We start from the raw sequence: 22,817 nt of genomic DNA, 5'->3' as shown, positions 1-22,817 counted from the left end.
CGGCCTATGGCGAAAAGTCCAGCCCGTGGGTAGCTCTGAAAATTTATCGCCCGACCTTCTTCAGCATTCAGGCATGGATCCTCGGGCTTGACCCGAGGATCCATGCCTGAACCTGAACCCGTCACCAGCGATCGAGGAAGAGAGGCGAACAGGAAGATCCAGCAATCCTATTCCGGTCTCTCCGCCAAAAGCCCCGCCACGAAATCCTCAAGTCCCGGCCGCCGCTCGTGCCGTAGACGCTCCGCCGACACGATCGCGCGGACGGATGCAAAGGCGCGGTCCAGATCGTCGTTTATGACGACATAATCGTAGTCTCGCCACTGCTCGATCTCGTGATGGGCGTTCCTTAGGCGCCGCTCAATGATCTCGGGCGTATCCTCCGCCCGCCTTGTGAGGCGCGCCAGCAATTCCTTCATGGTCGGCGGCAGGATGAAGACGGAGACGATATCGTCCGGCATCTTTTCGCGCAACTGCGCGGCCCCCTGCCAGTCGATGTCGAAGAGCATGTCGCGTCCACCCGCGATCGCCCGTTCGACTGGGCCGCGGGGCGTGCCGTAGCAGTTGCCATGCACCTCGGCCCATTCGAGCAGATCGCCGCCATCACGCATCATCTCAAAATCGCGCTGCGTCTTGAAATGATAATGCACACCCTCGATCTCGCTGGGGCGGCGCGGGCGCGTGGTGACACTCACCGACAGCTCGAATTCGTGATCGTTCTCGAGCAGACTCCTTGCAATGGTCGATTTGCCGGCACCCGAAGGCGAGGAGAGAACCAGCATCACTCCCCTGCGGCGGATCGTGGCGGATGGCGAGGCGGATTCCATTGCTACTCCAAATTCTGCACCTGCTCCCGAAACTGATCGACGACAGCCTTCAATTCAAGGCCGATCGCCGTGACGGAAGAGGCGTTTGACTTGGAGCAGAGTGTATTCGATTCGCGGTTGAATTCCTGCGCAAGGAAATCGAGCTTGCGCCCCACCGGTCCCCCCGCCTCGATGAGTGCTCGCGCGGCCGCGACATGCGTTTTCAGCCTGTCGATCTCCTCGCGAATATCGGCCTTTGTCGCCAGGAAGGCGGCTTCCTGAAGCAGCCGCCCCTCATCGAGCGCCGGTGCCGCATCAAGCAGAAGCCTTACCTGCTCCTGCAGGCGCTGGCGAATACTCGCCGGCTCGCAAGAAGGGTCCGCCTCCGCCTTGAGCGTCAGCGCCTCTATGGCGGCGATGTGGTCGAGAAGCACCACCGTGAGCGACGATCCTTCTTCGCGCCGTGCGGCGTCAAGTTCGTCCAGCGCCTGGTCGAGCGCTGAAAGCGCCAGTGCGTCCAGCCGCTCGCCTGTCTCTTCATCCAGAACCGTGTCGGGCAGATCCATCACTCCACGCAGAGCCAGAAGGCCATCCGCCCGCGCAGGGGCGACCCCATATTCCTCAACGAGGTGCCGTGACAGGCGCGCGAGTTCCGCCAAGAGTTCCTCGTCCACCACCGGCCGGCGCAGCGCGGCACCGCGTGTGACGAAAAGATTGGCCTGGATATTGCCGCGCGAGAAGCGCTTCGCGATGCGGCTCTTGGCCGGCTGCTCCAGGCGCTCAAGTCCCGTCGGCAGCCGCAGCTTCGGCTCCAGCCCTCTGCCGTTCACCGAGCGCAATTCCCAATTCACGGACATAATCTCATCCGCCAGGGAGGCACGGGCAAAGCCCGTCATACTCTGTATCGTCATTCCCGCCGCCCGCTGCTCCGCCCGAAAGCGTTCGTCAGTTTTCGCCCACTTCGCTGCCTTCCGCTGCCGCAGGCTGCACCTCAGATGCGGCCTTCTCTGCAGCGGCGGCTCTCTCGCGCTCGATTTTGCGCCAGCGGGCTACGTTTTCATTGTGCTCGTCAAGCGAGGAAGCAAAGACATGGCCGCCATTACCATCGGCCACGAAGTAGAGTTCCTCGGTCCGCGACGGATTGGCCACAGCCTCCAGCGCCGCCCGCCCCGGATTGGCGATGGGCGTCGGCGGCAGCCCTTTTACCAGATAGGTGTTATAGGGCGTCATCTTGTCGAGATCGGACCGGTAGATCGGCCGTTCCGCCGGCTTTCCTTGGCCGCCAAAGATACCATAGATCACGGTGGGGTCTGATTGAAGCCGCATGCCACGCTTCAGCCTGTTGAGGAAAACGGCGGCCACGCGCGAGCGTTCGTCCGAGCGCCCGGTCTCCTTCTCCACGATCGAGGCAAGCGTCAGGAACGCGTTGATATCCTCGATGGGGAGATCCTCGGATCGCCGCTGCCAAATGCTTTGCACCAGTTCCTCTTGCTGCGCTTTCAGCCGTTCGACAACCTCTTTGCGGGAAAGCCCGCGGGTGAAACGCAGGGTATCGGCGGCAAGGCTTCCTTCAGGTGGCAGCTCTTCCGGCAACTCGCCTGCAAGTTCTTCGGTCTTGGCGATGCGCTCGAAGACCTGCGCCACCGTAAGCCCTTCGGGAATGGTCAGCGAATAGAGAACCGACTTGCCGCTCTCCAGGAGCTCCATGATGTCCTGCATGGAAGCGCCAGCCTTGATCTCGTATTCGCCTGCCTTGAGCTTGCTATCGGCGCCGTGGACCCTGAGCCCGATCATGAAGATCCGCGCATCGCTGATGAGGCCTTCGCTCTCCAGAATGCTTGCGATCTCCCGCACGCCCGTATTGGGCTTGATCAAAACGGTCTGCGTCGTGGTGGAAGGTCCCGGCCCCTCGAACGCGCTTTTGCCGAAGTAAAAGGCGATGCCGGCGACCACCAGCACGAAAACGATGGAAGAGACGACGAAATTCAGGAAGACGATAAACTGGTTACGGGACTGCCGTGAACGCTTCGGCGGCGGCGGCGTGGCAGCCTCAGGGCGAAGTGCGTCGCGGCCCGAACTGAATACGAAAGTCCTCGACGGCTGGTCGTTCCTGTCAGTCACGTCAGGCGGATCTCCCTACCGAGCAACATGTTCTCGTTTGCAGAATCATCTACACGATTTGCAGCAGAATAGCGTCATTTTTCCGGCATCTAAGCCGAAAGGTCAGGTTTGGTATCGCCGGAAGACCAGGGACGCATTCGTGCCCCCGAAGCCGAATGAGTTTGAAAGCGCCACATCGATCTGGCGCTTGCACGGCTCGTTCGGAACAAGGTCGATCGGTGTCTCGACCTCGGGGTTGTCGAGATTGATCGTCGGCGGGGCCACATTGTCCCGGATGGCGAGGATCGAGAAAATCGCTTCCGCCGCGCCGGCCGCGCCCAAAAGATGGCCGATCGAGGATTTGGTGGACGACATGGAGATCCTGCTGGCGGCATTCCCGACCAGCCGCTCCACCGCCTTGAGCTCGATCGTATCGGCCATGGTGGAGGTGCCGTGCGCGTTGATATAGTCGATCTCGGCCGGAGTCAGCCCGGCGCGCTTCACCGCCGCCGCCATGCAGCGGAACGCTCCGTCGCCGTCTTCCGACGGCGCAGTGATATGATAGGCATCGCCGGAAAGGCCATAGCCGACCACCTCGGCATAGATCCTGGCCCCGCGCGCCTTGGCATGCTCCAGTTCCTCGAGCACCACCACGCCGGCCCCCTCGCCCATGACGAATCCGTCCCGGTCACGGTCATAAGGCCGGGAAGCCTTCTCCGGCGTATCGTTGAAGCTCGTGGAGAGTGCCTTGCAGGCAGAAAAGCCGGCAATCGAAAGCCGCGTTACCGGCGATTCCGCGCCGCCCGCCAGCATGACATCCGCATCACCGAACATGATCAGCCGCGAGGCATCGCCAATGGCGTGCGCGCCGGTCGAACAGGCGGTGACGACAGCGTGATTGGGGCCTTTCAGCCCATGCCGGATCGACACCTGACCGGAGACCATATTGATGATGTTGCCGGGGATGAAGAACGGGCTGATGCGCCGCGGGCCGCGCTCCTGCATAAGCAGCGCGTTCTCGGCGATCCCGTCGATGCCGCCGATCCCGGAGCCGATGAGAACGCCGGTCGCGCAGCGTTCTTCCTCGGTGTTCGGCTGCCAGCCCGAATCGGCAAGCGCCTGATCGGCAGCCACGATTCCGTAGGCCACGAAGTCTGCGATCTTGCGCAGCTCGCGCGGCTCCAGGAAAGCCTGGGGATCAAATCCGCCCTCGCCTTCGCGGGGGATCGTATTGGCGATCTTGCAGGGCAGATCATCGACCTCGAATGTGTCGATGCGCTTCGCCCCGCTCGCGCCGGCAAGCAGCTTGTTCCAGCTGTGCTCCGCGCCGAGCCCGAGCGGCGAAAGAAGTCCTACGCCGGTGACGACGACGCGTCTCATCTTCTGAATTGCCTCAAGTCCTTGCTGCGCAGAAGGCCTGGGCCTCAGGCTGTGGCCTTTTCGATGTACTTCACAGCGTCGCCGACTGTGAGGATCGTCTCGGCCGCGTCGTCGGGGATCTCGACACCGAATTCTTCCTCGAAGGCCATTACCAGTTCAACGGTGTCGAGGCTGTCCGCGCCCAGATCGTCGATAAAGCTGGCCTGTTCGGTCACCTTGTCGGCGTCTACGCCAAGATGCTCAACAACGATCTTCTTGACGCGCTCTGCAGTATCACTCATCTGTGAACCCTCGACTTCATGAATTTCCGGTCTTCGTTAGCGGCAGGTTTCACGCTAATCAAGCTGAAAAGATGGCTGGTTCAGCGGCTTTCCAAGCTTTCTTTTGCCGACCTTGCAGCGAATCCTGCCTCACTCGGGCGCGGCCATAACACGGAATTTGCGCTGCGGCAAAGCCCGCCACACACTCTTAGACCATCAGCATCCCGCCATTCACGTGAATGGTCTGGCCGGTAACATAGGCCGCCTCCTCGGAGGCAAGATAGACCACAGCCGTGGCAATCTCCTCTCCTGAGCCCATGCGCCTCATGGGAATGGCGCCCATGATGGATTCGCGCTGCTTCTCGTTCAGCTTGTCCGTCATCGCCGTCTCAATGAAACCCGGCGCCACGCAATTGACCGTGATGTTGCGGCTGGCGACCTCCTGGGCGAGCGACTTGGAAAACCCGATGAGACCGGCCTTGGAAGCGCAATAATTCGCCTGCCCTGGATTGCCGGCCACGCCCACCACGGAGGAAATGTTGATGATGCGGCCCCAGCGGCGGCGCATCATGGGATGCGTCAGCGCGCGGGTGAGCCTGAAGGCGGCAGTCAGATTGGTTTCGATCACCGCGTCCCAGTCCTCGTCGCTCATGCGCACGAAAAGCCCGTCGCGGGTGATCCCTGCATTGTTGACGAGAATGTCGATCCCTTCGAGCTCTGATTCGGCGCGCTCGGCGAAAGCCTTCACGTCATCGCGGTCCGAAAGATTCGCGGCAAATATCTTTGCCCTTTCGCCAAGTTCGCCTGCAAGCGCTTCGAGTTTTTCCACCCGCGTCCCGTGCAGGCCCACAATCGCGCCCTGCTTGTGAAGCGCCCTGGCGATCGCCTCGCCGATGCCCCCGGTTGCTCCCGTGACGAGAGCCTTGCGGCCATTGAGATCAAACATGGCGTCCCTTTCTGAACTCGAATCAAAGAAGCGCTTTCAGCGTTGCTTCGATGTCTGCCGGTGTATTCACTGCTAATGCGTTGAGATCACGGTTGATGCGGCGTGCCAAGCCCGTCAACACCTTGCCGGAACCGATTTCGTATAACGTATCCACGCCGTTTTGAGCGAACCATTCCACCGTCTCGCGCCAGCGTACACGTCCCGTCACCTGTTCAACCAGCCGCTCCGCGATCTCCTGAGGATCGCTCAGGGGGCTGACGGTGACATTGGCGATGACCGGCACTGAAGGCGCATGCTTCTCCACCTCGGCCAGCGCATCGCGCATGCGCACGGCAGCGGGCTCCATCAGCGCGGAGTGGAAGGGAGCCGAAACAGGCAGCATGATTGCGCGCTTGGCGCCCCGCTCGCCTGCAAGCCGTGCGGCCTCCTCCACCGCCGCTTTCGCGCCGGAAATGATGAGCTGCCCGCCGCCATTGTCATTGGCGATCTGGCATACGCTCCCATTGGCGGCTTTCAGGCAAACATCTTCCACGTCGGCCGTCTCCAGGCCGATAATGGCGGCCATCGCGCCCTCGCCCACCGGCACGGCGGCCTGCATGGCATTGCCGCGTATGCGCAGGAGCCGCGCCGTGTCGAGGAGAGAAAAGGTCCCTGCCGCGGCAAGCGCCGAATATTCCCCCAGCGAATGGCCGGCCACATACGCCACTTTGTCCTTGAGCGGGAGCCCGGCCTTTTCCATCACGCGGATAGCCGCCAGGGACACCGCCATCAGCGCCGGCTGCGCATTCGCGGTCAGCGTCAATTCCTCCTCCGGTCCTTCCCACATCAGCTTGGAAAGCGACTGCCCGAGCGCCTCGTCCACTTCCTGAAAGACGTCGCGCGCCTCGGGAAATGCCTCCGCCAGGTCGCGGCCCATCCCGACGGCCTGACTTCCCTGCCCCGGGAAGGTGAAGGCGATCGTCATCAGCGGTTCTCCCTGTTCCATGCTCTGTTGGGGCGCAGGTGGTGGCGCAAGAGCCGACGAACGTCAAGCCTTTTGCCAGTTAACGCCGTGATCCACCACAGTCGCGTCGGAAACGAGCGCGAGACGAGCACCCCTTTTGCAAGGCAGGAAAAACTGCCTCAACCGCCCGACTTTTTCGCCTTCTCTTCGGCTAGCTTATCGCGCAGCACTTTCCCGCGTCCTTCGTAGGTCGCCTGCCGCGCGCGCCCGAAGGCAAGCGCATCGGCTGGCACGTCTTCCGTCAGCACGCTGCCGGAGGCAACATAGGCGCCTGCGCCGATCGTGACCGGCGCCACCAGCGCGGAATTGGTGCCGATGAAGGCCCCAGCTCCAATTTCCGTATGGTGTTTCAGAAATCCATCGTAGTTGCAGGTGATGGTGCCCGCGCCGATATTGGCGCCCGCGCCCACCGTGGCGTCGCCGATATAGGAAAGATGCGGCACCTTGGCGCCCGGCTCGATACGCGCGTTCTTGATCTCGCAGAAATTGCCGATCTTTGCCTTTTCCTGAACCTGCGCACCCGGCCGCAACCGTGCAAAGGGGCCAACCGTCGCGCCGGTTTCCACCACGGCCTCCTCGATATGCGAGAAGGCGTGGATATGCGCGCCGGACGCGATCCGGACTCCCGGCCCGAACCAGACATTCGGCTCGATCACCGTATCCGGGCCGATCTGCGTATCGTAGGAAAGGAAGACCGTCTCTGGCGCGATCAGGGTTACACCTGAAAGCATGAGTTCCCGCCGCCTTTTCTGCTGCCAGACGGCTTCTGCTTCGGCAAGTTCCGCGCGGTTGTTGATGCCAACTGCGCTTTCCCTCCCGGCCTCGCTAGCCACCACGAGCAGGCCTTGGCGGTTGGCGATCTCAACGATATCGGTGAGATAATATTCGCCCTTGGCATTCTCGTTCTTTACCTGATCGATCAGGGCGAGCGCGTGCTTGCCGGCAATCGCCATCACACCGCTGTTGCAGAAGGTGATCTTCCTCTCCTCTTCGGAGCAGTCCTTCTCCTCGCGGATTGCGACGAGCCGCCCTTCCTTCTCGATCAGGCGCCCGTAGCCGGTCGGAACCGGCGGGCGGAAGCCGAGCACGGCCACCGCCGCGCCTTCGGCGAGCTTTTCACGCGCGCTGAGGAGAACCGATGGATCAAGCAGCGGATGATCGCCAAAGACGACGAGCACGTCGTCATAGCCACGGGACATCGCCTCTCGCGCGGCGAGAACCGCATGGGCGGTGCCAAGCCGCTCCTCTTGGACAAATATATCCCGACGGTCGGCGGTTTGCTTTTCAGCGAACGCGCGCACCTGCTCCGCGCCATTGCCCACGACCAGCGCCAGCGCGTCCGCGCCAGCGGAGGATGCGGCGTTCATGACATGGCCCACCATTTCCAGTCCGCCGATCTTGTGCAGCACCTTAGGAAGCGTGCTCTTCATGCGGGTTCCCTCGCCAGCGGCGAGAATGACGGCGAGACAGGTGCGGTTGGTCATGCGAGATATCCGTTGAATCGGCAATTGGGAACGATCTCTATCACTCCACCGCGCCCGGCGCAAAATGGCTTCAGCCGAGCGTTCCGAGCGTCGGGAAAGTTTCGAGCAACCAGAAGGCCATGTTCTGCATGCCGCCCGTGAGGAACAGAACGCCCGCAAGCACCAAGAGGCCGCCGATTGCCTTTTCTACCCTGCCAAGATGCATGCGGAAGCGTTGCAGGAAGCGCATGAAGGCATCCGAGAACAAGGCCGCCACGATGAAGGGAATGCCGAGCCCGGCGGAGTAGACGGCGAGCATCAAGGCCCCCTCGCCCACGGTCTCCCTTCCGCCGGCAAGCGTGAGGATTGGCCCGAGCACCGGCCCGATGCAGGGCGTCCAGCCGAAGGCGAAGGCAAGCCCCATGAGATAGGCGGCGCCGATATTGGCCGGCTTTGCTTCCATGTGAAGCCGTGCTTCCCGCGAAAGGAGCGGTATCCGGAGGATTCCCAGGAAGTTGAGCCCCATGAGGATGATCACGATCCCCGCGGCAATGGCGAGTTCCTGTTGCCAGGCGCGCAAAAATCCTCCAATGGTGGAGGCGCCGGCGCCAAGCGCGACGAACACGGTTGAAAATCCGAGCACGAAGGTGAGTGCCGCTGCCAAAAGCGGCAATCTGGCCGCCGCGGCACCTTCCGGCCGGCGAAAATCCTCCACCGTCACGCCCGCCATATAGCACAGATACGGCGGCACGAGCGGCAGCACGCATGGCGACAGGAACGAAAGCGCTCCCGCCGCAAACGCGCTCGTATAGCCGATATCGATCGCCATCCGCTCAACCTCTTTGGTCGCCACGATATAGCGGGATGGCCGGCCAAGCTCCAATCACCATCTCGTGGCATTGCGCCGCAGGCAGGCCCCCGTTCCCGAGGGCGCGCCTTGGGCTTTTATTGTTATAAACATCTCGGCTTTTCCGGTTGACCGGCCGCATAGGCCCCACTATGTTCCGCCGCAATTCGCGGGCGGCATTTCCTGCCACGTGCGAGCGCGTAGCTCAGCCGGTAGAGCAACTGACTTTTAATCAGTAGGTCCAGGGTTCGAATCCCTGCGCGCTCACCAAAAGCTCTTCTCTCAGCCGCTTTGCACCGCCTCGTGAGCGTGCTACCACCCGTGGGCCATGCCCCAGAACGGGACGCGAACTTGGATGAACAAGCTCTCCTCGCTAGCCCTTGCCTTCGTTTCGGCCGAGACCGAAGACGCGACCACGGCCGCCGCGACGCTTTCCGCCCTTTATGGGCAGGAGAGGCCGGAGGACGCCGATGTGATTGTCGCGCTTGGGGGCGATGGCTTCATGTTGAAGACATTGCGCGAGACCATGGGCACCGGCAAGAAGATCTATGGCATGAACCGCGGCACGGTCGGTTTCCTTATGAACGAGTACCGTGAAGATGGCCTGCATGAACGCATCGCCGAGGCCATCGCGGAAACCGTTCGCCCGCTGGAAATGACGGCGATCGATCAAAACGGGGAGATTTTCCGGGCTCTTGCCATCAATGAGGTATCGCTTCTGCGTCAATCCTATCAGGCTGCAAAGATCCGCATCGCCATAGACGGCAACGTGCGGCTGGAGGAGCTTATCTGTGACGGGATCATGGTTGCGACCCCGGCGGGTTCGACAGCCTATAATCTCTCGGCGCATGGCCCGATCCTGCCACTCGATGCGCCTCTTCTGGCCCTGACGCCCGTGAGCCCGTTTCGCCCGAGACGTTGGCGGGGGGCGCTTCTGCCCAACAAGTCGAATGTGGAGCTCACAATACTTGAACCCGAAAAGCGGCCGGTCAACGCAGTGGCCGATCATACGGAAATCAAGTCCGTTCGTAAGGTAACGGTGCAGGAATCCCTTGATATGACCGCGACGATCCTTTTCGATGCCAGCCATTCGTGGAATGAGCGCATCCTGTCGGAACAATTCCGCTACTAGCCAATTCTTGCCGTATGAAGGGACGCGGCGAAAAACAGCGCCTGCGGTGCAATACTTGTTGTTGACATCGGCCGCACCACACCTTAGGCCCCGATCACAGGTCATGACGGCCGGAAAACTGCGCGCCGCGACGCTAAGCATAGCAAAGACATTCATCACGTGTCAGATTTACAGGAAACCGCCCAGGAAACCGTGACGTTCTCCGACCTAGGCCTTTCGCCCAAGGTTTTGGCTGCTGTCGGAGATGCGGGATACACGGTGCCCACGCCCATCCAGGCAGGCGCCATTCCCCATGCCCTCCAGGGCAAGGATGTTCTGGGCATCGCCCAGACCGGTACGGGCAAGACCGCCTCCTTCGTCCTGCCCATGCTCACGCGGCTGGAGCGCGGCAGGGCCCGCGCGCGCATGCCGCGCACGCTGATCCTGGAGCCGACGCGAGAGCTCGCCGCCCAGGTGGAGGAGAATTTTGTCAAATACGGCAAGAACCACCGGCTGAACATCGCGCTGCTCATTGGCGGCGTCTCGTTCGACGAGCAGGAAAAGAAGCTGGAACGCGGTGCCGACGTGCTCATCGCCACCCCAGGGCGCCTGCTCGATCATCACGAGCGCGGCAAGCTGCTTCTGACGGGGGTGGAGATCCTTGTCATCGACGAAGCCGACCGCATGCTCGATATGGGCTTCATCCCGGATATCGAGCGCATCTGCAAGCTCATCCCCTTCACGCGGCAGACGTTGTTTTTCTCGGCCACCATGCCGCCCGAAATTACCAAGCTAACCGAACAGTTCCTCCAGGGGCCGGTGCGCGTCGAGGTGTCAAAACCCGCTTCGACCGCGGTCAATATCACCCAGCGCCTGGTGAAATCCGGCTCGAAGCCCTGGGCAAAGCGGGAAAAGCTGCGCGATTTGATCCGCGCCGAAGGCGACGAGCTTAAGAACGCGATCATTTTCTGCAATCGAAAGACGGAAGTGGCTACCCTCTTCCGTTCGCTGGTCCGCCACGAATTCGACGCCGGTGCGCTGCACGGCGATATGGACCAGCGCGCGCGCATGATGATGCTGGAGAACTTCCGCAAAGGTAAGCTCAAGCTCCTCGTCGCTTCCGACGTTGCCGCGCGCGGCCTCGATATCCCTGATGTGAGCCACGTCTTCAATTTTGACGTACCCACCCACTCGGAAGACTATGTGCACCGCATCGGCCGCACCGGCCGCGCCGGCCGTTCCGGCAAGGCGTTTACCATCGTCACCCGCGCGGACCGGAAATATGTCGATGGAATAGAGAAGCTGATCGGTCAGGACATCGAGTGGCTCGACGGTGATCTTTCCACCCTCACCGTCGAGGACGAAGCGGATGAAAAGCCCCGGCGCGGCGGCCGCGCCGAACGCGGCGGAAAAAAGCGCGACCAAGGGAAAAGCCGGCGAGCGGAGGAGCCCGTCGAAGAGGCCGTCAGTCCTTCCGAGAAACCGGCCCCCAGGCGGGAAGACCGCAGGCGTGAGCGCAAGGACATGATCCGCAGCACCAATGAAGAGCAGCGCGGGCGCCGTCGGGAACGGCCCGAGCGCGAAACGGAGACGCTGGGCTTCGGCGACGACATCCCTGATTTCATGAAGGTGCCAGGCAAGGTTTGAGTCCTGCCATCGGCCGGAGACCGCTACTTCTGCGCCCGCAGCGCTGCCTCGTAAGCCCTGCGCGCCCATGCGGTGAATTCGTCAGGATCGTCAAACGCGCCGTCGGGTACCGACCAGTACGGCATTGAGACCGTCTTTCCGTGCCGCGAGCCGACATAGGTCCATTGCCGCGCCCTCGCGGTTTCGAGGTCAGGCGCGCTCAGTTCGTCGCCCTTCAGCATCAGTTCGCCGCGAAGTTCCACAGCGATAATCAAGCCGTCATAATAGATGCCCTTGCCGCCGAACATGCGCCGGATGCTGACCGGGCCAAGGCCTGCGAAAAGATCACGGATATCGTCTTCGGTCATCGGAGCACCATGGCAGCTTCCGCCATCCTTGTCAGGAGCTGGCTGCGATTCTGCTGACAGATCCCGTCTAGGCTCTTAGTTTAGGCCGTCGTGCTTGTCCGGAGTCTAGCCATGCCCATGCTTCTGAAAGGCTCGTGCCGATGCGGCGCAGTGAAATTCTCGGTGCAAAGCCACACGCCGGTCCCCTATCAGCTCTGCTATTGCTCAATCTGTCGCAAGCAGCAGGGCGGCGGGGGATTTGCAATCAATCTTGGGGCGGATTCCTCGACCCTTGCAATCGAGGGGGAGAAGCATCTGGGGCTCTACCGGGCTGAGATCGAGGACGACGAGCGCCCGCATTGCGAAATTTCCACCGGCGAGCGCCGGTTCTGCCGGGAATGCGGGTCGGCCCTCTGGCTCTACGATCCCACCTGGCCGGAGCTTGTGCATCCCTTTGCCTCGGCCATCGACACGGATCTTCCCCTGCCGCCCAGCCGCGTGCACCTCATGCTCAAATACAAGGCCAACTGGGTTGAGCCGGATATTCGGGAAGGTGACGTTACCTTCGATCTCTATCCGGCAGAATCCATCGCCGACTGGCACAAGAGGACAGGCATGTGGGTGAAGTGAGGAGAACTATTGATTAGCACCCCCTCTCTTGCGATTTCTAACACTTAGCCGTTGGGGACTCGTTGCCAACCGCCACGAAGACAATTGACGGCGAGGGCGCAAGCACCCTATCCCCCCTTGGCGGGGGAAAAAGCGTTTTCCTGTACTTGCGAGTGGGCTTGCCCCGAGCAAGTGCATGGAAAACGCAAGAGAGGGGGTATTAGCAGCTTGAAAAGCCTGGCCTCAGGCCGCGCCCGTTTCCCTTGCCTCGGCTAATGCCTTCAGATCGGCAGGCTTCAATTCGACCGATTCGCCGCAGCCGCAGGCGGAGCTCTGGTTGGGATTGTTGAAGACGAAGCCCGTCCGGATCCGCGTCACCTCGAAATCCATTTCGGTGCCGAGCAAGAAAAGAGCCGCTTCCGGCGCCACATAAACATGAACGCCATCTCGCTCGATATGGTCGTCCTTCGGGTTGGGCTCGGTGACCAGATCGATCGTATATTCCATTCCGGCACAGCCGCCCTTCTTGATGCCCACGCGGATGCCGTGCGCGCCCTCGCGCGTCTCGACGATTTCGCGCACACGAGCAGCCGCGGCGTCGGTCATCGTCATCACCTGAAATCGACCCATCTGTTTCTCCGTTCACGGCGAGTTCAAGGCTCGCGGAAGGTTCTCATTCTAAAATGGTCCGGAAAGCGGTACGTTGCAAGCGCCGCCGCCCTCAATACCACCCTAGCGCCACCTGCGCCTCTTCCGACATGCGGTCGGGCGTCCAGGGCGGATCGAACACCATGCTGACCTCGACATTGCCGACACCTTCCACCGCACTTACGGCGTTTTCCACCCAGCCGGGCATCTCGCCCGCAACGGGGCAGCCGGGTGCCGTCAGTGTCATATCGATCTTCACCGAGCGGTCGTCCTCGATGTCGATCTTATAGATCAGGCCGAGTTCGTAGATGTCTGCCGGGATTTCCGGATCATAAACCGTCTTCAGCGCACCGATGATGTCATCCGTCATGCGCGCCAATTCTTCCTGCGGAATGGCCGACGAAGTGAATACTGCGTCCGCAGCCTTTTCCCTTTCGCCGGTTTCCGGCTTGTTTTCGGCTTCGCTCATATTTTCACCCGAAGAATTTGCGCGCCTTGTCGAGCGCCTCGGCCAAGGCATCCACCTCGGCTTTCGTATTATACATGGCGAATGAGGCGCGGCATGTCGAGGTCACGCCGAAACGCTTGAGCAGCGGCTGGGCACAATGCGTACCGGCGCGTACGGCAACACCGGAGCGGTCGATCACCATCGCCACGTCATGGGCATGGAGTCCGGCAAGCTCGAAGGAGAGAATTGCCCCCTTGCCTGGCGCGGTGCCGAAAACGCGCAGCGAATTGATCTGGCCAAGCCGCTCATGCGCATATTTCGAAATTTCCGCCTCGTGGGCGGCGATCTTCTCGCGGCCGATCGCCTCCATGTAGTCGAGCGCGGCTCCAAGCCCGATCGCCTGCACGATGGGCGGCGTGCCGGCCTCGAAGCGATGCGGCGGATCGTTATAGGTGACGTTGTCAACCGAGACGTCCTCGATCATCTCGCCGCCGCCCTGGAAGGGGCGCATCTCCTGAAGCTTCTCACGCTTGCCATAGAGAACGCCGATGCCTGACGGCCCGTAGAGCTTGTGCCCGGTGCAGATATAAAAATCGCAATCGAGAGCCCTGACATCGACCGGCTGGTGCACGGCCCCCTGGCTCCCGTCCACCAGCACGGGAATGCCCCGTTCATGCGCGATTCGCACGATGTCGGCCACGGGCGTCACCGTGCCCAGCATATTCGACATATGCGTGATGGCGACGAGCTTCGTCCGCTCCGTCAGGCATTTCTCGAATTCGTCGATGTGAAAGCTGCCGTCGTCGGCCACCGGCGCCCAGACGAGCTTGGCACCCTTCCGTTCGCGCAGAAAATGCCAGGGCACGATGTTGGAATGGTGCTCCATGATGGAGACCACGATCTCATCGCCCTCCCCGATCCGCGGCATGGCATAGCCATAGGCGACGGTGTTGATGGCTTCCGTGGCGGATTTCGTGAAGACGATCTCCTCCGCGCTTCCGGCGTTAAGGAACCGCCTTACCGTCTCGCGTGCCTTCTCATAGGCGTCCGTGGCTGCGTTGGAGAGGAAGTGAAGCCCGCGATGCACATTGGCATATTCGTTGGAATAGGCCTGCGTGACCGCATCGATCACCGCCTGCGGTTTCTGGGCAGAAGCGGCGTTGTCGAGATAGACGAGCGGTTTGCCGTAGACCTCGCGCGCTAGGATCGGGAAATCCCGGCGGATCGCCTCGACGTCATAGATGTTGTTTTCGAGTTTCTGATCCATATCCGATCCGCTTCAGCGTTCAGCGCTGCAAGCGCTCCCTCGCCCGTTCGGCTTCGCTACCGCGATTTCCATTCCCTCAAGGGGAAAGAGGTGCCGCGCGAAACAAGGCGGTTGGAGTGTCTGCCTCACCCGTGCGCGGCAAACCACGCGTCGAGCTTGCCTTCGAGCACTTCGACGACCTGCTCGTCTTCCAGCTCCTCGATCACCTCGGCCACGAAAGCCTTGACCAGAAGCCCGCGCGCCGTTTTCTCGTCGATGCCGCGCGCCATGAGGTAGAAGAGATGCGCAGGCTCGATTTCCGTCACAGTCGCGCCGTGGCCGCAGGCCACGTCATCGGCGAAAATCTCAAGCTCGGGCTTGGAGGAAAATCCGCCCTCGTCCGACAGGAGCAGCGTATTGCAGGCCATTTTGGCGTCGGTTTTCTGCGCGTCGCGCGCCACGCGAATCTGCCCCTGGAACGCGCCTTCCGCCTTACCCGTCACCACATTGCGGATGGTTTCCGTGGAGACCGTGTGCGGCGCGGCGTGGTCGAGTATCATTGTCACGTCGCAATGCGTGTCGCCCGCAAGCAGATTGACGCCGCGCAGGCGGAACTCCGAGCCCTCGCCTTCCGCGATAATCCGCAGCTCCTGGCGCACCAGCTTGCCGCCGGTGTTCATCACGAACAAAGTCAGCTTCGCGTCCTTGCCGATCTTCACATAAATCTGGCCGAGATGGCGGGCATCGTCTGGCTGCTCCTGAATGATCAGGTAAACAACCTCGGCGCCATCGCCCACGTCCAGATGACTTACGGAGGAGACCAGCGCCGCGCCATCGCCAAGCTGGCGCTCCACGATCGTCGCCTTGGCGCGCTCGCCCGCGCGCACTGCGAAACGCGTGTGCACCTGGCCGCCTGCCTGAACGTTCTGGAGCTCGATAGGATGCCCCAGCGCGGCATCGGCCGGGATGTCGAGCGCGAAACCATCCGTCACGAAGGCGGCGTTGATCGCGCCTATGGCGTCGTCGGTCCCCGCGAGCGCCAGCCGCGCCGCGAGGCTGCCGTCGGTGAGCTCATTCGTCACCGTCGCAACCGACACGTCGCTCAGCTCTTGCATCGGCTTGGCAATGCCGTTCAGAACCGGCAGGACAACCGAGCCCGGCAGAAGGGGCTCGCGCTGCTCCAAATGGGTAGCCGCCTCAAATGCCGGCACCGTGGAAAGGAGCCGGCGCAGATCCGTATAGTGCCAGGCTTCCACCCGACGATTGGGCAGGCCTTTTTTGAGGATCTCAACCGCCTGCTCGCGCTTCTCTGCGGTCCGCTCGTCTCCGGGAAGGCTGGCGGCGCGCTCCGAATAGGCCGAAAGCAGCGCCTCCTCGGCGGCGGTATGTCTTACCTGAACCTGCAAATTCATCATCTCTGCCCTCAGGCCGCCTCGCCGATCAGCCCGGCATAGCCGTTCTTCTCCAGCTCCTGCGCCAATTCCTTTTCACCGGACTTCACAACCTGGCCCTTATAAAGCACATGCACGGAATCGGGCACGATATAGTCGAGCAGGCGCTGATAGTGCGTGATCACGACGATGGTGCGATCGGGCGAGCGCAGCGCGTTGACGCCTTCTGCCACAATCTTGAGCGCATCGATGTCGAGCCCTGAATCGGTCTCGTCCAGCACGCAGAGAGAAGGCTCCAGGAGCTTCATCTGCAGGATCTCCGCGCGCTTCTTCTCACCGCCGGAAAAACCTACATTGAGCGGGCGCTTCAGCATGTTCATGTCCATGTCGAGCTCTTGCGCGGCCGTGCGCACGCGCTTCAGAAGCTCGGGGATCTTCAGCTCCTCCTCGCCGCGCGCCCTGCGCTGGGCATTCATGGCCACCTTCAGGAACTCCATGGTGGCCACGCCCGGTATCTCCATCGGATATTGGAAAGCGAGGAAAATGCCCGTGGCGGCGCGCTCGGCCGGGTCCATCTCCAGAATGGATTGCCCCTTGAAGAGAATATCGCCCTCGGTCACCTCATAGTCGTCCCGGCCGGCGAGCACATAGGAAAGCGTGGATTTGCCGGAGCCGTTCGGGCCCATGATGGCAGCCACTTCGCCCGGTTTCACGGCAAGGTTCACCCCGCGCAGGATCTCTGTGCCGTCTTCGGCGATGCGGGCATGCAGGTTCTTGATCTCAAGCATAATTCCTATCCCAAACTGTCTGCGGCCCACTCAGCCGACCGAACCTTCAAGCGAAATGCCGATCAGCTTCTGCGCCTCGACGGCGAACTCCATCGGCAATTCCTGGATGACATCCTTCACGAAACCATTGACGATCAGCGCAATCGCCTCCTCCTCGGGGATGCCGCGCTGCATCACATAAAACTTCTGATCATCGGAAATCTTCGACGTGGTCGCCTCGTGCTCGATCTGGGCGGTGGAGTTCTTCGCCTCGATATAGGGCACGGTGTGGGCGCCGCAGTCATTGCCGATGAGCAGCGAATCGCAATTCGTGAAATTGCGCGCGTTCTCCGCCTTGCGGTGCACGGAAACCTGGCCGCGATAGGTGTTGTTCGAGTTACCCGCCGAAATGCCCTTGGAGATGATGCGGCTCGATGTGTTCTTGCCGAGATGTATCATCTTCGTGCCGGAATCGATCTGCTGATGCCCGTTTGAGACCGCGATCGAATAAAACTCGCCGCGTGAACCTTCGCCGCGCAGCAGGCAGGACGGATATTTCCAGGTGATGGCCGAGCCGGTCTCGACCTGGGTCCAGGAGATCTTGGAGTTCTTGCCCCGGCAATCGCCACGTTTGGTGACAAAGTTGTAGATGCCGCCTTTGCCTTGCTTATCGCCCGGATACCAGTTTTGCACCGTCGAGTATTTGATTTCGGCATCGTCGAGCGCCACAAGCTCCACCACCGCCGCATGCAGCTGGTTCTCGTCGCGCTGCGGTGCGGTGCAGCCCTCCAGATAGGAGACATACGCGCCCTCGTCGGCGATGATCAGCGTGCGCTCGAACTGGCCCGTATTCTTCTCGTTGATGCGGAAATAGGTGGAAAGCTCCATCGGGCAGCGTACGCCCTTGGGCACATAGACGAAGGAACCGTCCGTAAAGACCGCCGAGTTGAGCGTCGCGTAGAAATTGTCCGTGGGCGGAACGACCGAGCCCAGATATTTGCGCACGAGTTCCGGATGCTCGCGGATGGCCTCCGAGATCGAGCAGAAGATGACGCCCGCCTTCGCGAGTTCCTTCTTGAAGGTGGTCACCACCGAGACGGAATCGAAAACGGCGTCCACCGCCACGCGGCCCGAGGCGTAGACGTTATCGCCCGCGTCCTCGCCCTCGGCCGGCTTTCGCACGCCCGCCAGGATTTCCTGCTCCTTCAACGGAATGCCGAGCTTTTCATAGGTGCGCAGCAGCTCCGGATCCACCTCGTCCAGCGAGGTCGGCCCAGCCTGGGTCTTGGGCGCCGCATAATAATGGATGTCCTGGAAGTCGATCTTCGGATAGCTGACGCGCGCCCAGCTCGGCTCTTCCATTGTGAGCCAGCGGCGAAACGCGTTGAGGCGCCATTCGGTCATCCACTCCGGTTCGCCCTTCTTGGCGGAAATCAGCCGGACGATATCCTCATTGAGCCCCTTGGGGGCCTTGTCGCTCTCGATGAGCGTCTCGAATCCGTATTTGTACTGGTCCACATCGATCAACCGGACCTGATCGATCGTCTCCTGCACTGCAGGCATCAGCGTCTCTCCATCACGCCGGATTCAAGGTCCGGCAGTTACCCTACATTGTGGCATGCCCCCTATTTAGGAAGCGCACCCATCGAATTCACCCATGCGGCCAGAAAATATGTGCCATTTACTCCATTTTTCTTTTGCAGAAAAAGCTCCAAATTATTCAAGCTGCTGCGGTCGCCATCTTGCGTTTCGCAACAATTTTTTCGAGCGCCTCTGCAAAAGCCTCTATTTCCGCATCCGTCGTCTGAACGCCGATCGAAACACGAAGTGCGCCGGCCTGATCGCCGAAGCCCATCGCTTGCAACACCTGGCTCGGTCCGACCTTGCCCGACGAGCACGCCGAACCTGCCGAAACTGCGATTCCAGCAAGATCGAAGGCAATCTGCGCCGTCTCCGCCTTCATGCCCGGAATGGAAAAGAAGACAGTGTTGGGCAGGCGCCGCACCTTTTCGCAGTAGATCACCGCATCAGGCAACACAGACCGAAGGATTGCCTCGATGCGGCTGCGCTTCGCGCAAACGCCATCCATGGCGGAAACGGCCGCCGCCGCTTCGCGGGCGGCCGCACCGAAACCCGCGATGGCAGCCACATTTTCCGTTCCGGCGCGGTGGCCCTTCTCCTGCCCTCCTCCTGTCACCAGGGGGCGGGGCATCATCAGGTCGGACGCGCCCACAACCGCGCCCACGCCCTTCGGCCCGCCGATCTTATGCGAGGAAAGAATGAAGAAGTCGGCATATCCTGCCGATAAATCGAGAGGAATGCGTCCTGCCGCCTGGACGGCGTCGAAGATCGGGACTCCACCCGCCCTCTTCACCACCGCACCGATTTCCTCGATCGGCTGGATCACGCCGGTCTCGTTGTTCGCCACATGACTGGCGACCAGAGGCAGGCCCTCCGTCCCGTTATGAGCGGCCAGCGCGCGCTCAAGCGCGCCAAGATCAATGATCCCGTCCGATCCTACCGGTATCTTCTCCACCGTCTCCGCGGCAAAGCGGCCGCCGGAAAGCACGCAAGGATGGTCGGTCGCACTCACATAAAGCCGCGAGAAAGTGAGGGGTGCCCGGCCCATGGTCCAGTCGGGGGAGAGGAGCATGGCCGCCGCCTCGGTCGCGCCCGAGGTGAAGACCACATGCGCCGCCTTTCCATTCACCAGCGCCGCCACGTCGCGCCGAGCGGCCTCCACCATCTGCCGCGCCGCCCTGCCTTCAGCATGCACGGAGGAGGGATTCGCCGCGTCAAATGCATCGATCACCGCGCGCCGAGCAGCCTCGCTGAGCGGCGCCGTAGCATTGTAATCGAGATAGATGCGCTGTCCGGCCATACTCATCCATGTTACCTTCTGCCACAATTGTGACGGCGAAGGCGTTATTTCCTTGAATTTCCTAGGCAGGCCGTCCTATCTACCCGGCTTGCCAACGGGCGGCAACAAGGCCGCTCAGTTTTGAACAGTTCTAAACTAGCTTCTATGGAGGCATCGGCCTTACGTCAAGGCCTGCCGCGAAGTGGCCCAATCGCTATGCGGCGTGTGGCAGAGGGTCTAGGTGGAGTAATTATGCCCGAGGTTATTTTTACTGGTCCAGCCGGTCGTCTTGAAGGCAGGTACCAGCCGTCGAAGGAAAAGAACGCGCCGATCGCGCTCATCCTGCATCCGCATCCCCAATTCGGCGGCACGATGAACAACAAGATCGTCTACGATCTCTTCTATATGTTCCAGCAGCGCAGTTTCACGGTGCTGCGTTTCAATTTCCGGGGCATCGGGCGCAGCCAGGGTGCGTTCGATCACGGTTCCGGCGAGCTTTCGGATGCCGCTGCGGCGCTCGATTGGGTGCAGTCGTTGCACCCCGATTCCAAGAGCTGCTGGGTGGCCGGTTATTCCTTCGGCGCCTGGATCGGCATGCAGCTTCTCATGCGCCGGCCGGAGATCGAGGGCTTTATCTCCATCGCGCCGCAGCCCAACATCTACGATTTCTCCTTCCTCGCCCCTTGCCCTTCCTCCGGGCTCATCATTCACGGATCGGCCGACCGGGTTGCGCCTGCCGCCGATGTTCAGACGCTTGTCGACAAGCTGCAGTCGCAGAAGGGCATAACGATCACGCAGAAGATCATTCCCGATACGAACCACTTCTTCTCCAATACTTCGGATGTTCTGATCGAAGAATGTTCTGAATATCTCGATCGGCGCCTCAGAGGCGAATTGGCGGAGCCCCGTCCAAAGCGCCTGAGATGAGGGCGCCCTTAAGCGAATTATAGCCTTAAATGCTAAAAACAACGCCTGCGGCTCGACAGCCAGCTTACTGCGTGAGACGCTTCGGCTGTGGCGAATCAGCACCAATGGGGGAATACCGCAGTGAGCAAGTTTGAACTTTATAAAGACAAGAAAGGCGAAACGCGTTTTCGGTTCCGCGCCAACAATGGCGAGGTGATGTTCAGTTCCGAAGGCTACAAGGCGAAAGCCTCAGCGGTAAAGGCGATTGAATCGCTTCGCAAGAACGTGGCTTCGGCAACGATCGAGGAAATCGCCCCCGCCGCCAAGAAGACTCCGGCCAAAGCTGCCGCCAAGGCGCCTGCAAAATCGGCGGAGAAGGCGAAGCCTTCCGTAAAGGCAGCAGCCAAGCCGAAAACCGCCGCAAAGGCCGCGCCGAAAACTGCCGCGAAGACAGCAGCAAAAGCTCCTGCAAAGCCCGCAGCAAAGGCTCCCGCAAAGCCCGCCGCGAAAAAGGCCAAGGCCACCGCCTGACACGTGCTTTTCGGCAGCCCGGCATCAAGACCGGGACTGCCCTTTGGCGGTTGCGCTCCCCAACCGGTTTGGTTGAGGAAACCCACTTTTGGATTATTTGCCGCGCCTCTAGTTGAGCGCGTTCTTTTTACATCATTTCCCTTTGATCGACGGACTATGATGCGTGCCCGGACTTCTCTGGCTCGCGGTCCGCTTGTGCGCGGCGCGTGAGTGGTGCTAAACGCGCGGTCATCTTCCCAGCCCGTTCCCGCGAAGGGATTTTGCAATGCCCGATTTCAAGTCAGATTTTCTGCGCATCCTGTCCGAGCGCGGCTTCATCCACCAGATCTCCGACGAGGCGGGCCTGGATGAGCTGTTCCTGCGCGAGACCGTGACAGGCTATATCGGGTATGATCCGACGGCCGCCAGTCTCCATGTCGGGCATCTCACTCAAATCATGATGCTCCACTGGCTCCAGCAGACTGGGCACAGGCCGATCGCGCTGATGGGCGGCGGCACCGGGATGATCGGCGATCCGTCTTTCAAGGACGAAGCGCGCAAGCTGCTTACCCCTGAAGCCATCGGGCAGAACCTAGCCGGCATGAAGAAGTCCTTCAGCCGCTATCTTAAATTCGGCGATGGCCCTACCGATGCGATCATGGCCAACAATGCCGACTGGCTGCTCGATCTCAATTACGTGACCTTCCTGCGCGATGTCGGCCGCCACTTCTCGGTTAACCGGATGCTGTCCTTCGAGTCGGTAAAACTCCGGCTCGACCGGGAGCAGTCGCTTTCCTTCCTGGAATTCAACTACATGATTCTCCAGGCCTACGACTTCGTGGAACTGCAGCGCCGCTACGGCTGCCGCCTGCAGATGGGCGGGTCGGACCAGTGGGGCAACATCGTCAACGGCATCGATCTCGGCCGGCGCATGGAGGATACAACGCTCTTCGCGCTTACCTCTCCGCTGCTGACGACCGCGTCCGGCGCCAAGATGGGCAAGTCCGAGAGCGGCGCCGTCTGGCTGGATCCGGCAATGTTGAGCCCTTATGACTTCTGGCAATACTGGCGCAACACGGAGGATGCGGATGTCGGCCGCTTCCTGAAGCTCTACACCACGCTGCCTTTGGACGAGATCGACCGTCTGGAGAAGCTCGGCGGTGCTGAGATCAACGAAGCCAAGAAGATCCTGGCCACGGAAGTGACGGCCATGTTGCACGGGCGCGCTGCGGCGGAAGAAGCGGCGGAGACGGCCCGCAAGACCTTCGAGGAAGGCGCGCTTGCCGAAAGCCTGCCCACGATCGAGGTGCCGCGGGCACAAATGGAGGCGGGCATCGGTGTTCTGAACGCGGTGGTCCTTGCCGGTCTTGCCGCGACAAACGGCGAGGTGCGCCGCGCGATCGCCAACAATGCGATCCGTGTGAATGACGAAACCATTACCGACGACCGCGCAACCATCGGCGCCGGTGACATTACGGCAGAGGGTGTCGTCAAGCTTTCCTTCGGTCGCAAGAAGCACGTCCTTCTGCGCCCGCGCTGATAGGGT

23 protein-coding genes and 1 tRNA gene are annotated in these 22,817 nt (G+C 61.3%); 7 read left to right on the top strand and 17 right to left on the bottom strand.

Annotated features, from left to right (window positions below; all coding sequences use genetic code 11):
* Positions 1–167: 167 nt before the first annotated feature.
* From gmk to GNP00_RS13970, 9 genes are all read right to left on the bottom strand, one after another.
* Positions 168–824 (bottom strand): guanylate kinase, encoded by a 657-nt coding sequence (gmk, locus tag GNP00_RS14010; protein ID WP_011581100.1) that lies wholly within the window; start codon positions 822–824, stop codon positions 168–170.
* Between the two features lie 2 nt (positions 825–826).
* Positions 827–1,714: a YicC/YloC family endoribonuclease gene (locus GNP00_RS14005; RefSeq protein ID WP_011581101.1), complete on the bottom strand. Its 888-nt coding sequence runs from the start codon at positions 1,712–1,714 to the stop codon at positions 827–829.
* A gap of 34 nt (positions 1,715–1,748) precedes the next feature.
* Positions 1,749–2,924, bottom strand: coding sequence for an endolytic transglycosylase MltG (gene mltG, locus GNP00_RS14000; RefSeq protein WP_011581102.1), 1,176 nt, complete (start codon positions 2,922–2,924; stop codon positions 1,749–1,751).
* A 102-nt stretch (positions 2,925–3,026) separates the two neighbouring features.
* Entirely contained in the window at positions 3,027–4,283 is a 1,257-nt protein-coding gene (fabF, locus tag GNP00_RS13995; protein WP_011581103.1) for a beta-ketoacyl-ACP synthase II, read from the bottom strand.
* Between the two features lie 44 nt (positions 4,284–4,327).
* On the bottom strand, positions 4,328–4,564 hold the full coding sequence (locus tag GNP00_RS13990) for an acyl carrier protein (RefSeq protein WP_011581104.1): 237 nt from the start codon (positions 4,562–4,564) through the stop codon (positions 4,328–4,330).
* A gap of 187 nt (positions 4,565–4,751) precedes the next feature.
* Positions 4,752–5,489, bottom strand: coding sequence for a 3-oxoacyl-[acyl-carrier-protein] reductase (fabG, locus tag GNP00_RS13985; protein ID WP_011581105.1), 738 nt, complete (start codon positions 5,487–5,489; stop codon positions 4,752–4,754).
* Between the two features lie 22 nt (positions 5,490–5,511).
* Complete coding sequence (gene fabD, locus GNP00_RS13980; protein ID WP_011581106.1) at positions 5,512–6,453, bottom strand: ACP S-malonyltransferase; 942 nt, start codon at positions 6,451–6,453, stop codon at positions 5,512–5,514.
* Positions 6,454–6,611: 158 nt separating this feature from the next.
* Positions 6,612–7,976, bottom strand: coding sequence for a bifunctional UDP-N-acetylglucosamine diphosphorylase/glucosamine-1-phosphate N-acetyltransferase GlmU (gene glmU, locus GNP00_RS13975; protein ID WP_011581107.1), 1,365 nt, complete (start codon positions 7,974–7,976; stop codon positions 6,612–6,614).
* Positions 7,977–8,046: 70 nt separating this feature from the next.
* The gene (locus GNP00_RS13970; RefSeq protein ID WP_011581108.1) at positions 8,047–8,784 is read right to left on the bottom strand and encodes a cytochrome c biogenesis CcdA family protein; all 738 of its coding nucleotides are present in this window, start codon (positions 8,782–8,784) and stop codon (positions 8,047–8,049) included.
* A 212-nt stretch (positions 8,785–8,996) separates the two neighbouring features.
* On the opposite strand from GNP00_RS13970, the gene GNP00_RS13965 reads away from it, so the two are divergent.
* From GNP00_RS13965 to GNP00_RS13955, 3 genes are all read left to right on the top strand, one after another.
* Positions 8,997–9,072, top strand: a tRNA-Lys gene (locus GNP00_RS13965).
* Between the two features lie 85 nt (positions 9,073–9,157).
* Positions 9,158–9,934, top strand: a complete 777-nt coding sequence (locus GNP00_RS13960) for an NAD kinase (RefSeq protein WP_011581109.1) — start codon at positions 9,158–9,160, stop codon at positions 9,932–9,934.
* 192 nt (positions 9,935–10,126) lie between these two features.
* Positions 10,127–11,560 (top strand): DEAD/DEAH box helicase, encoded by a 1,434-nt coding sequence (locus tag GNP00_RS13955; protein WP_011581110.1) that lies wholly within the window; start codon positions 10,127–10,129, stop codon positions 11,558–11,560.
* Between the two features lie 23 nt (positions 11,561–11,583).
* Here the strand turns inward: GNP00_RS13955 and GNP00_RS13950 are convergent, their stop codons facing one another.
* Positions 11,584–11,907, bottom strand: coding sequence for a TfoX/Sxy family protein (locus GNP00_RS13950; RefSeq protein WP_011581111.1), 324 nt, complete (start codon positions 11,905–11,907; stop codon positions 11,584–11,586).
* 111 nt (positions 11,908–12,018) lie between these two features.
* On the opposite strand from GNP00_RS13950, the gene GNP00_RS13945 reads away from it, so the two are divergent.
* The gene (locus GNP00_RS13945; RefSeq protein ID WP_011581112.1) at positions 12,019–12,516 is read left to right on the top strand and encodes a GFA family protein; all 498 of its coding nucleotides are present in this window, start codon (positions 12,019–12,021) and stop codon (positions 12,514–12,516) included.
* Between the two features lie 222 nt (positions 12,517–12,738).
* Here the strand turns inward: GNP00_RS13945 and sufA are convergent, their stop codons facing one another.
* The 7 genes from sufA to GNP00_RS13910 all read right to left on the bottom strand — a co-directional run bounded on the left by sufA (position 12,739) and on the right by GNP00_RS13910 (position 19,876).
* Positions 12,739–13,125 (bottom strand): Fe-S cluster assembly scaffold SufA, encoded by a 387-nt coding sequence (gene sufA, locus GNP00_RS13940; protein WP_011581113.1) that lies wholly within the window; start codon positions 13,123–13,125, stop codon positions 12,739–12,741.
* Positions 13,126–13,216: 91 nt separating this feature from the next.
* Positions 13,217–13,612: an SUF system Fe-S cluster assembly protein gene (locus GNP00_RS13935; RefSeq protein ID WP_011581114.1), complete on the bottom strand. Its 396-nt coding sequence runs from the start codon at positions 13,610–13,612 to the stop codon at positions 13,217–13,219.
* Between the two features lie 4 nt (positions 13,613–13,616).
* Entirely contained in the window at positions 13,617–14,858 is a 1,242-nt protein-coding gene (locus GNP00_RS13930) for a cysteine desulfurase (RefSeq protein WP_011581115.1), read from the bottom strand.
* Between the two features lie 125 nt (positions 14,859–14,983).
* Positions 14,984–16,249, bottom strand: coding sequence for a Fe-S cluster assembly protein SufD (sufD, locus tag GNP00_RS13925; protein ID WP_041545380.1), 1,266 nt, complete (start codon positions 16,247–16,249; stop codon positions 14,984–14,986).
* 11 nt (positions 16,250–16,260) lie between these two features.
* Positions 16,261–17,016 (bottom strand): Fe-S cluster assembly ATPase SufC, encoded by a 756-nt coding sequence (sufC, locus tag GNP00_RS13920; RefSeq protein ID WP_011581117.1) that lies wholly within the window; start codon positions 17,014–17,016, stop codon positions 16,261–16,263.
* Between the two features lie 30 nt (positions 17,017–17,046).
* Positions 17,047–18,558 carry a Fe-S cluster assembly protein SufB gene (gene sufB, locus GNP00_RS13915; RefSeq protein WP_011581118.1) on the bottom strand — a complete coding sequence of 504 codons (1,512 nt, stop codon included), beginning with the start codon at positions 18,556–18,558 and terminating at the stop codon, positions 17,047–17,049.
* Between the two features lie 157 nt (positions 18,559–18,715).
* Positions 18,716–19,876 carry a cysteine desulfurase family protein gene (locus tag GNP00_RS13910; RefSeq protein WP_041544684.1) on the bottom strand — a complete coding sequence of 387 codons (1,161 nt, stop codon included), beginning with the start codon at positions 19,874–19,876 and terminating at the stop codon, positions 18,716–18,718.
* Positions 19,877–20,107: 231 nt separating this feature from the next.
* On the opposite strand from GNP00_RS13910, the gene GNP00_RS13905 reads away from it, so the two are divergent.
* The 3 genes from GNP00_RS13905 (at position 20,108) to tyrS (ending at position 22,811) form a co-directional block, all read left to right on the top strand.
* Positions 20,108–20,782, top strand: coding sequence for an alpha/beta hydrolase (locus GNP00_RS13905; protein WP_011581120.1), 675 nt, complete (start codon positions 20,108–20,110; stop codon positions 20,780–20,782).
* Positions 20,783–20,902: 120 nt separating this feature from the next.
* The gene (locus GNP00_RS23890) at positions 20,903–21,292 is read left to right on the top strand and encodes a YegP family protein (RefSeq protein ID WP_011581121.1); all 390 of its coding nucleotides are present in this window, start codon (positions 20,903–20,905) and stop codon (positions 21,290–21,292) included.
* A 265-nt stretch (positions 21,293–21,557) separates the two neighbouring features.
* Positions 21,558–22,811: a tyrosine--tRNA ligase gene (gene tyrS / locus GNP00_RS13895; protein WP_011581122.1), complete on the top strand. Its 1,254-nt coding sequence runs from the start codon at positions 21,558–21,560 to the stop codon at positions 22,809–22,811.
* Positions 22,812–22,817: the final 6 nt, after the last annotated feature.

This window comes from Chelativorans multitrophicus, from assembly GCF_011317445.1.
Classification (GTDB): Bacteria; Pseudomonadota; Alphaproteobacteria; order Rhizobiales; family Rhizobiaceae; genus Chelativorans; species Chelativorans multitrophicus.
The sequence above is the reverse complement of the archived record's forward strand: the minus strand, read 5'-3'. Positions and strand labels throughout refer to the sequence as shown.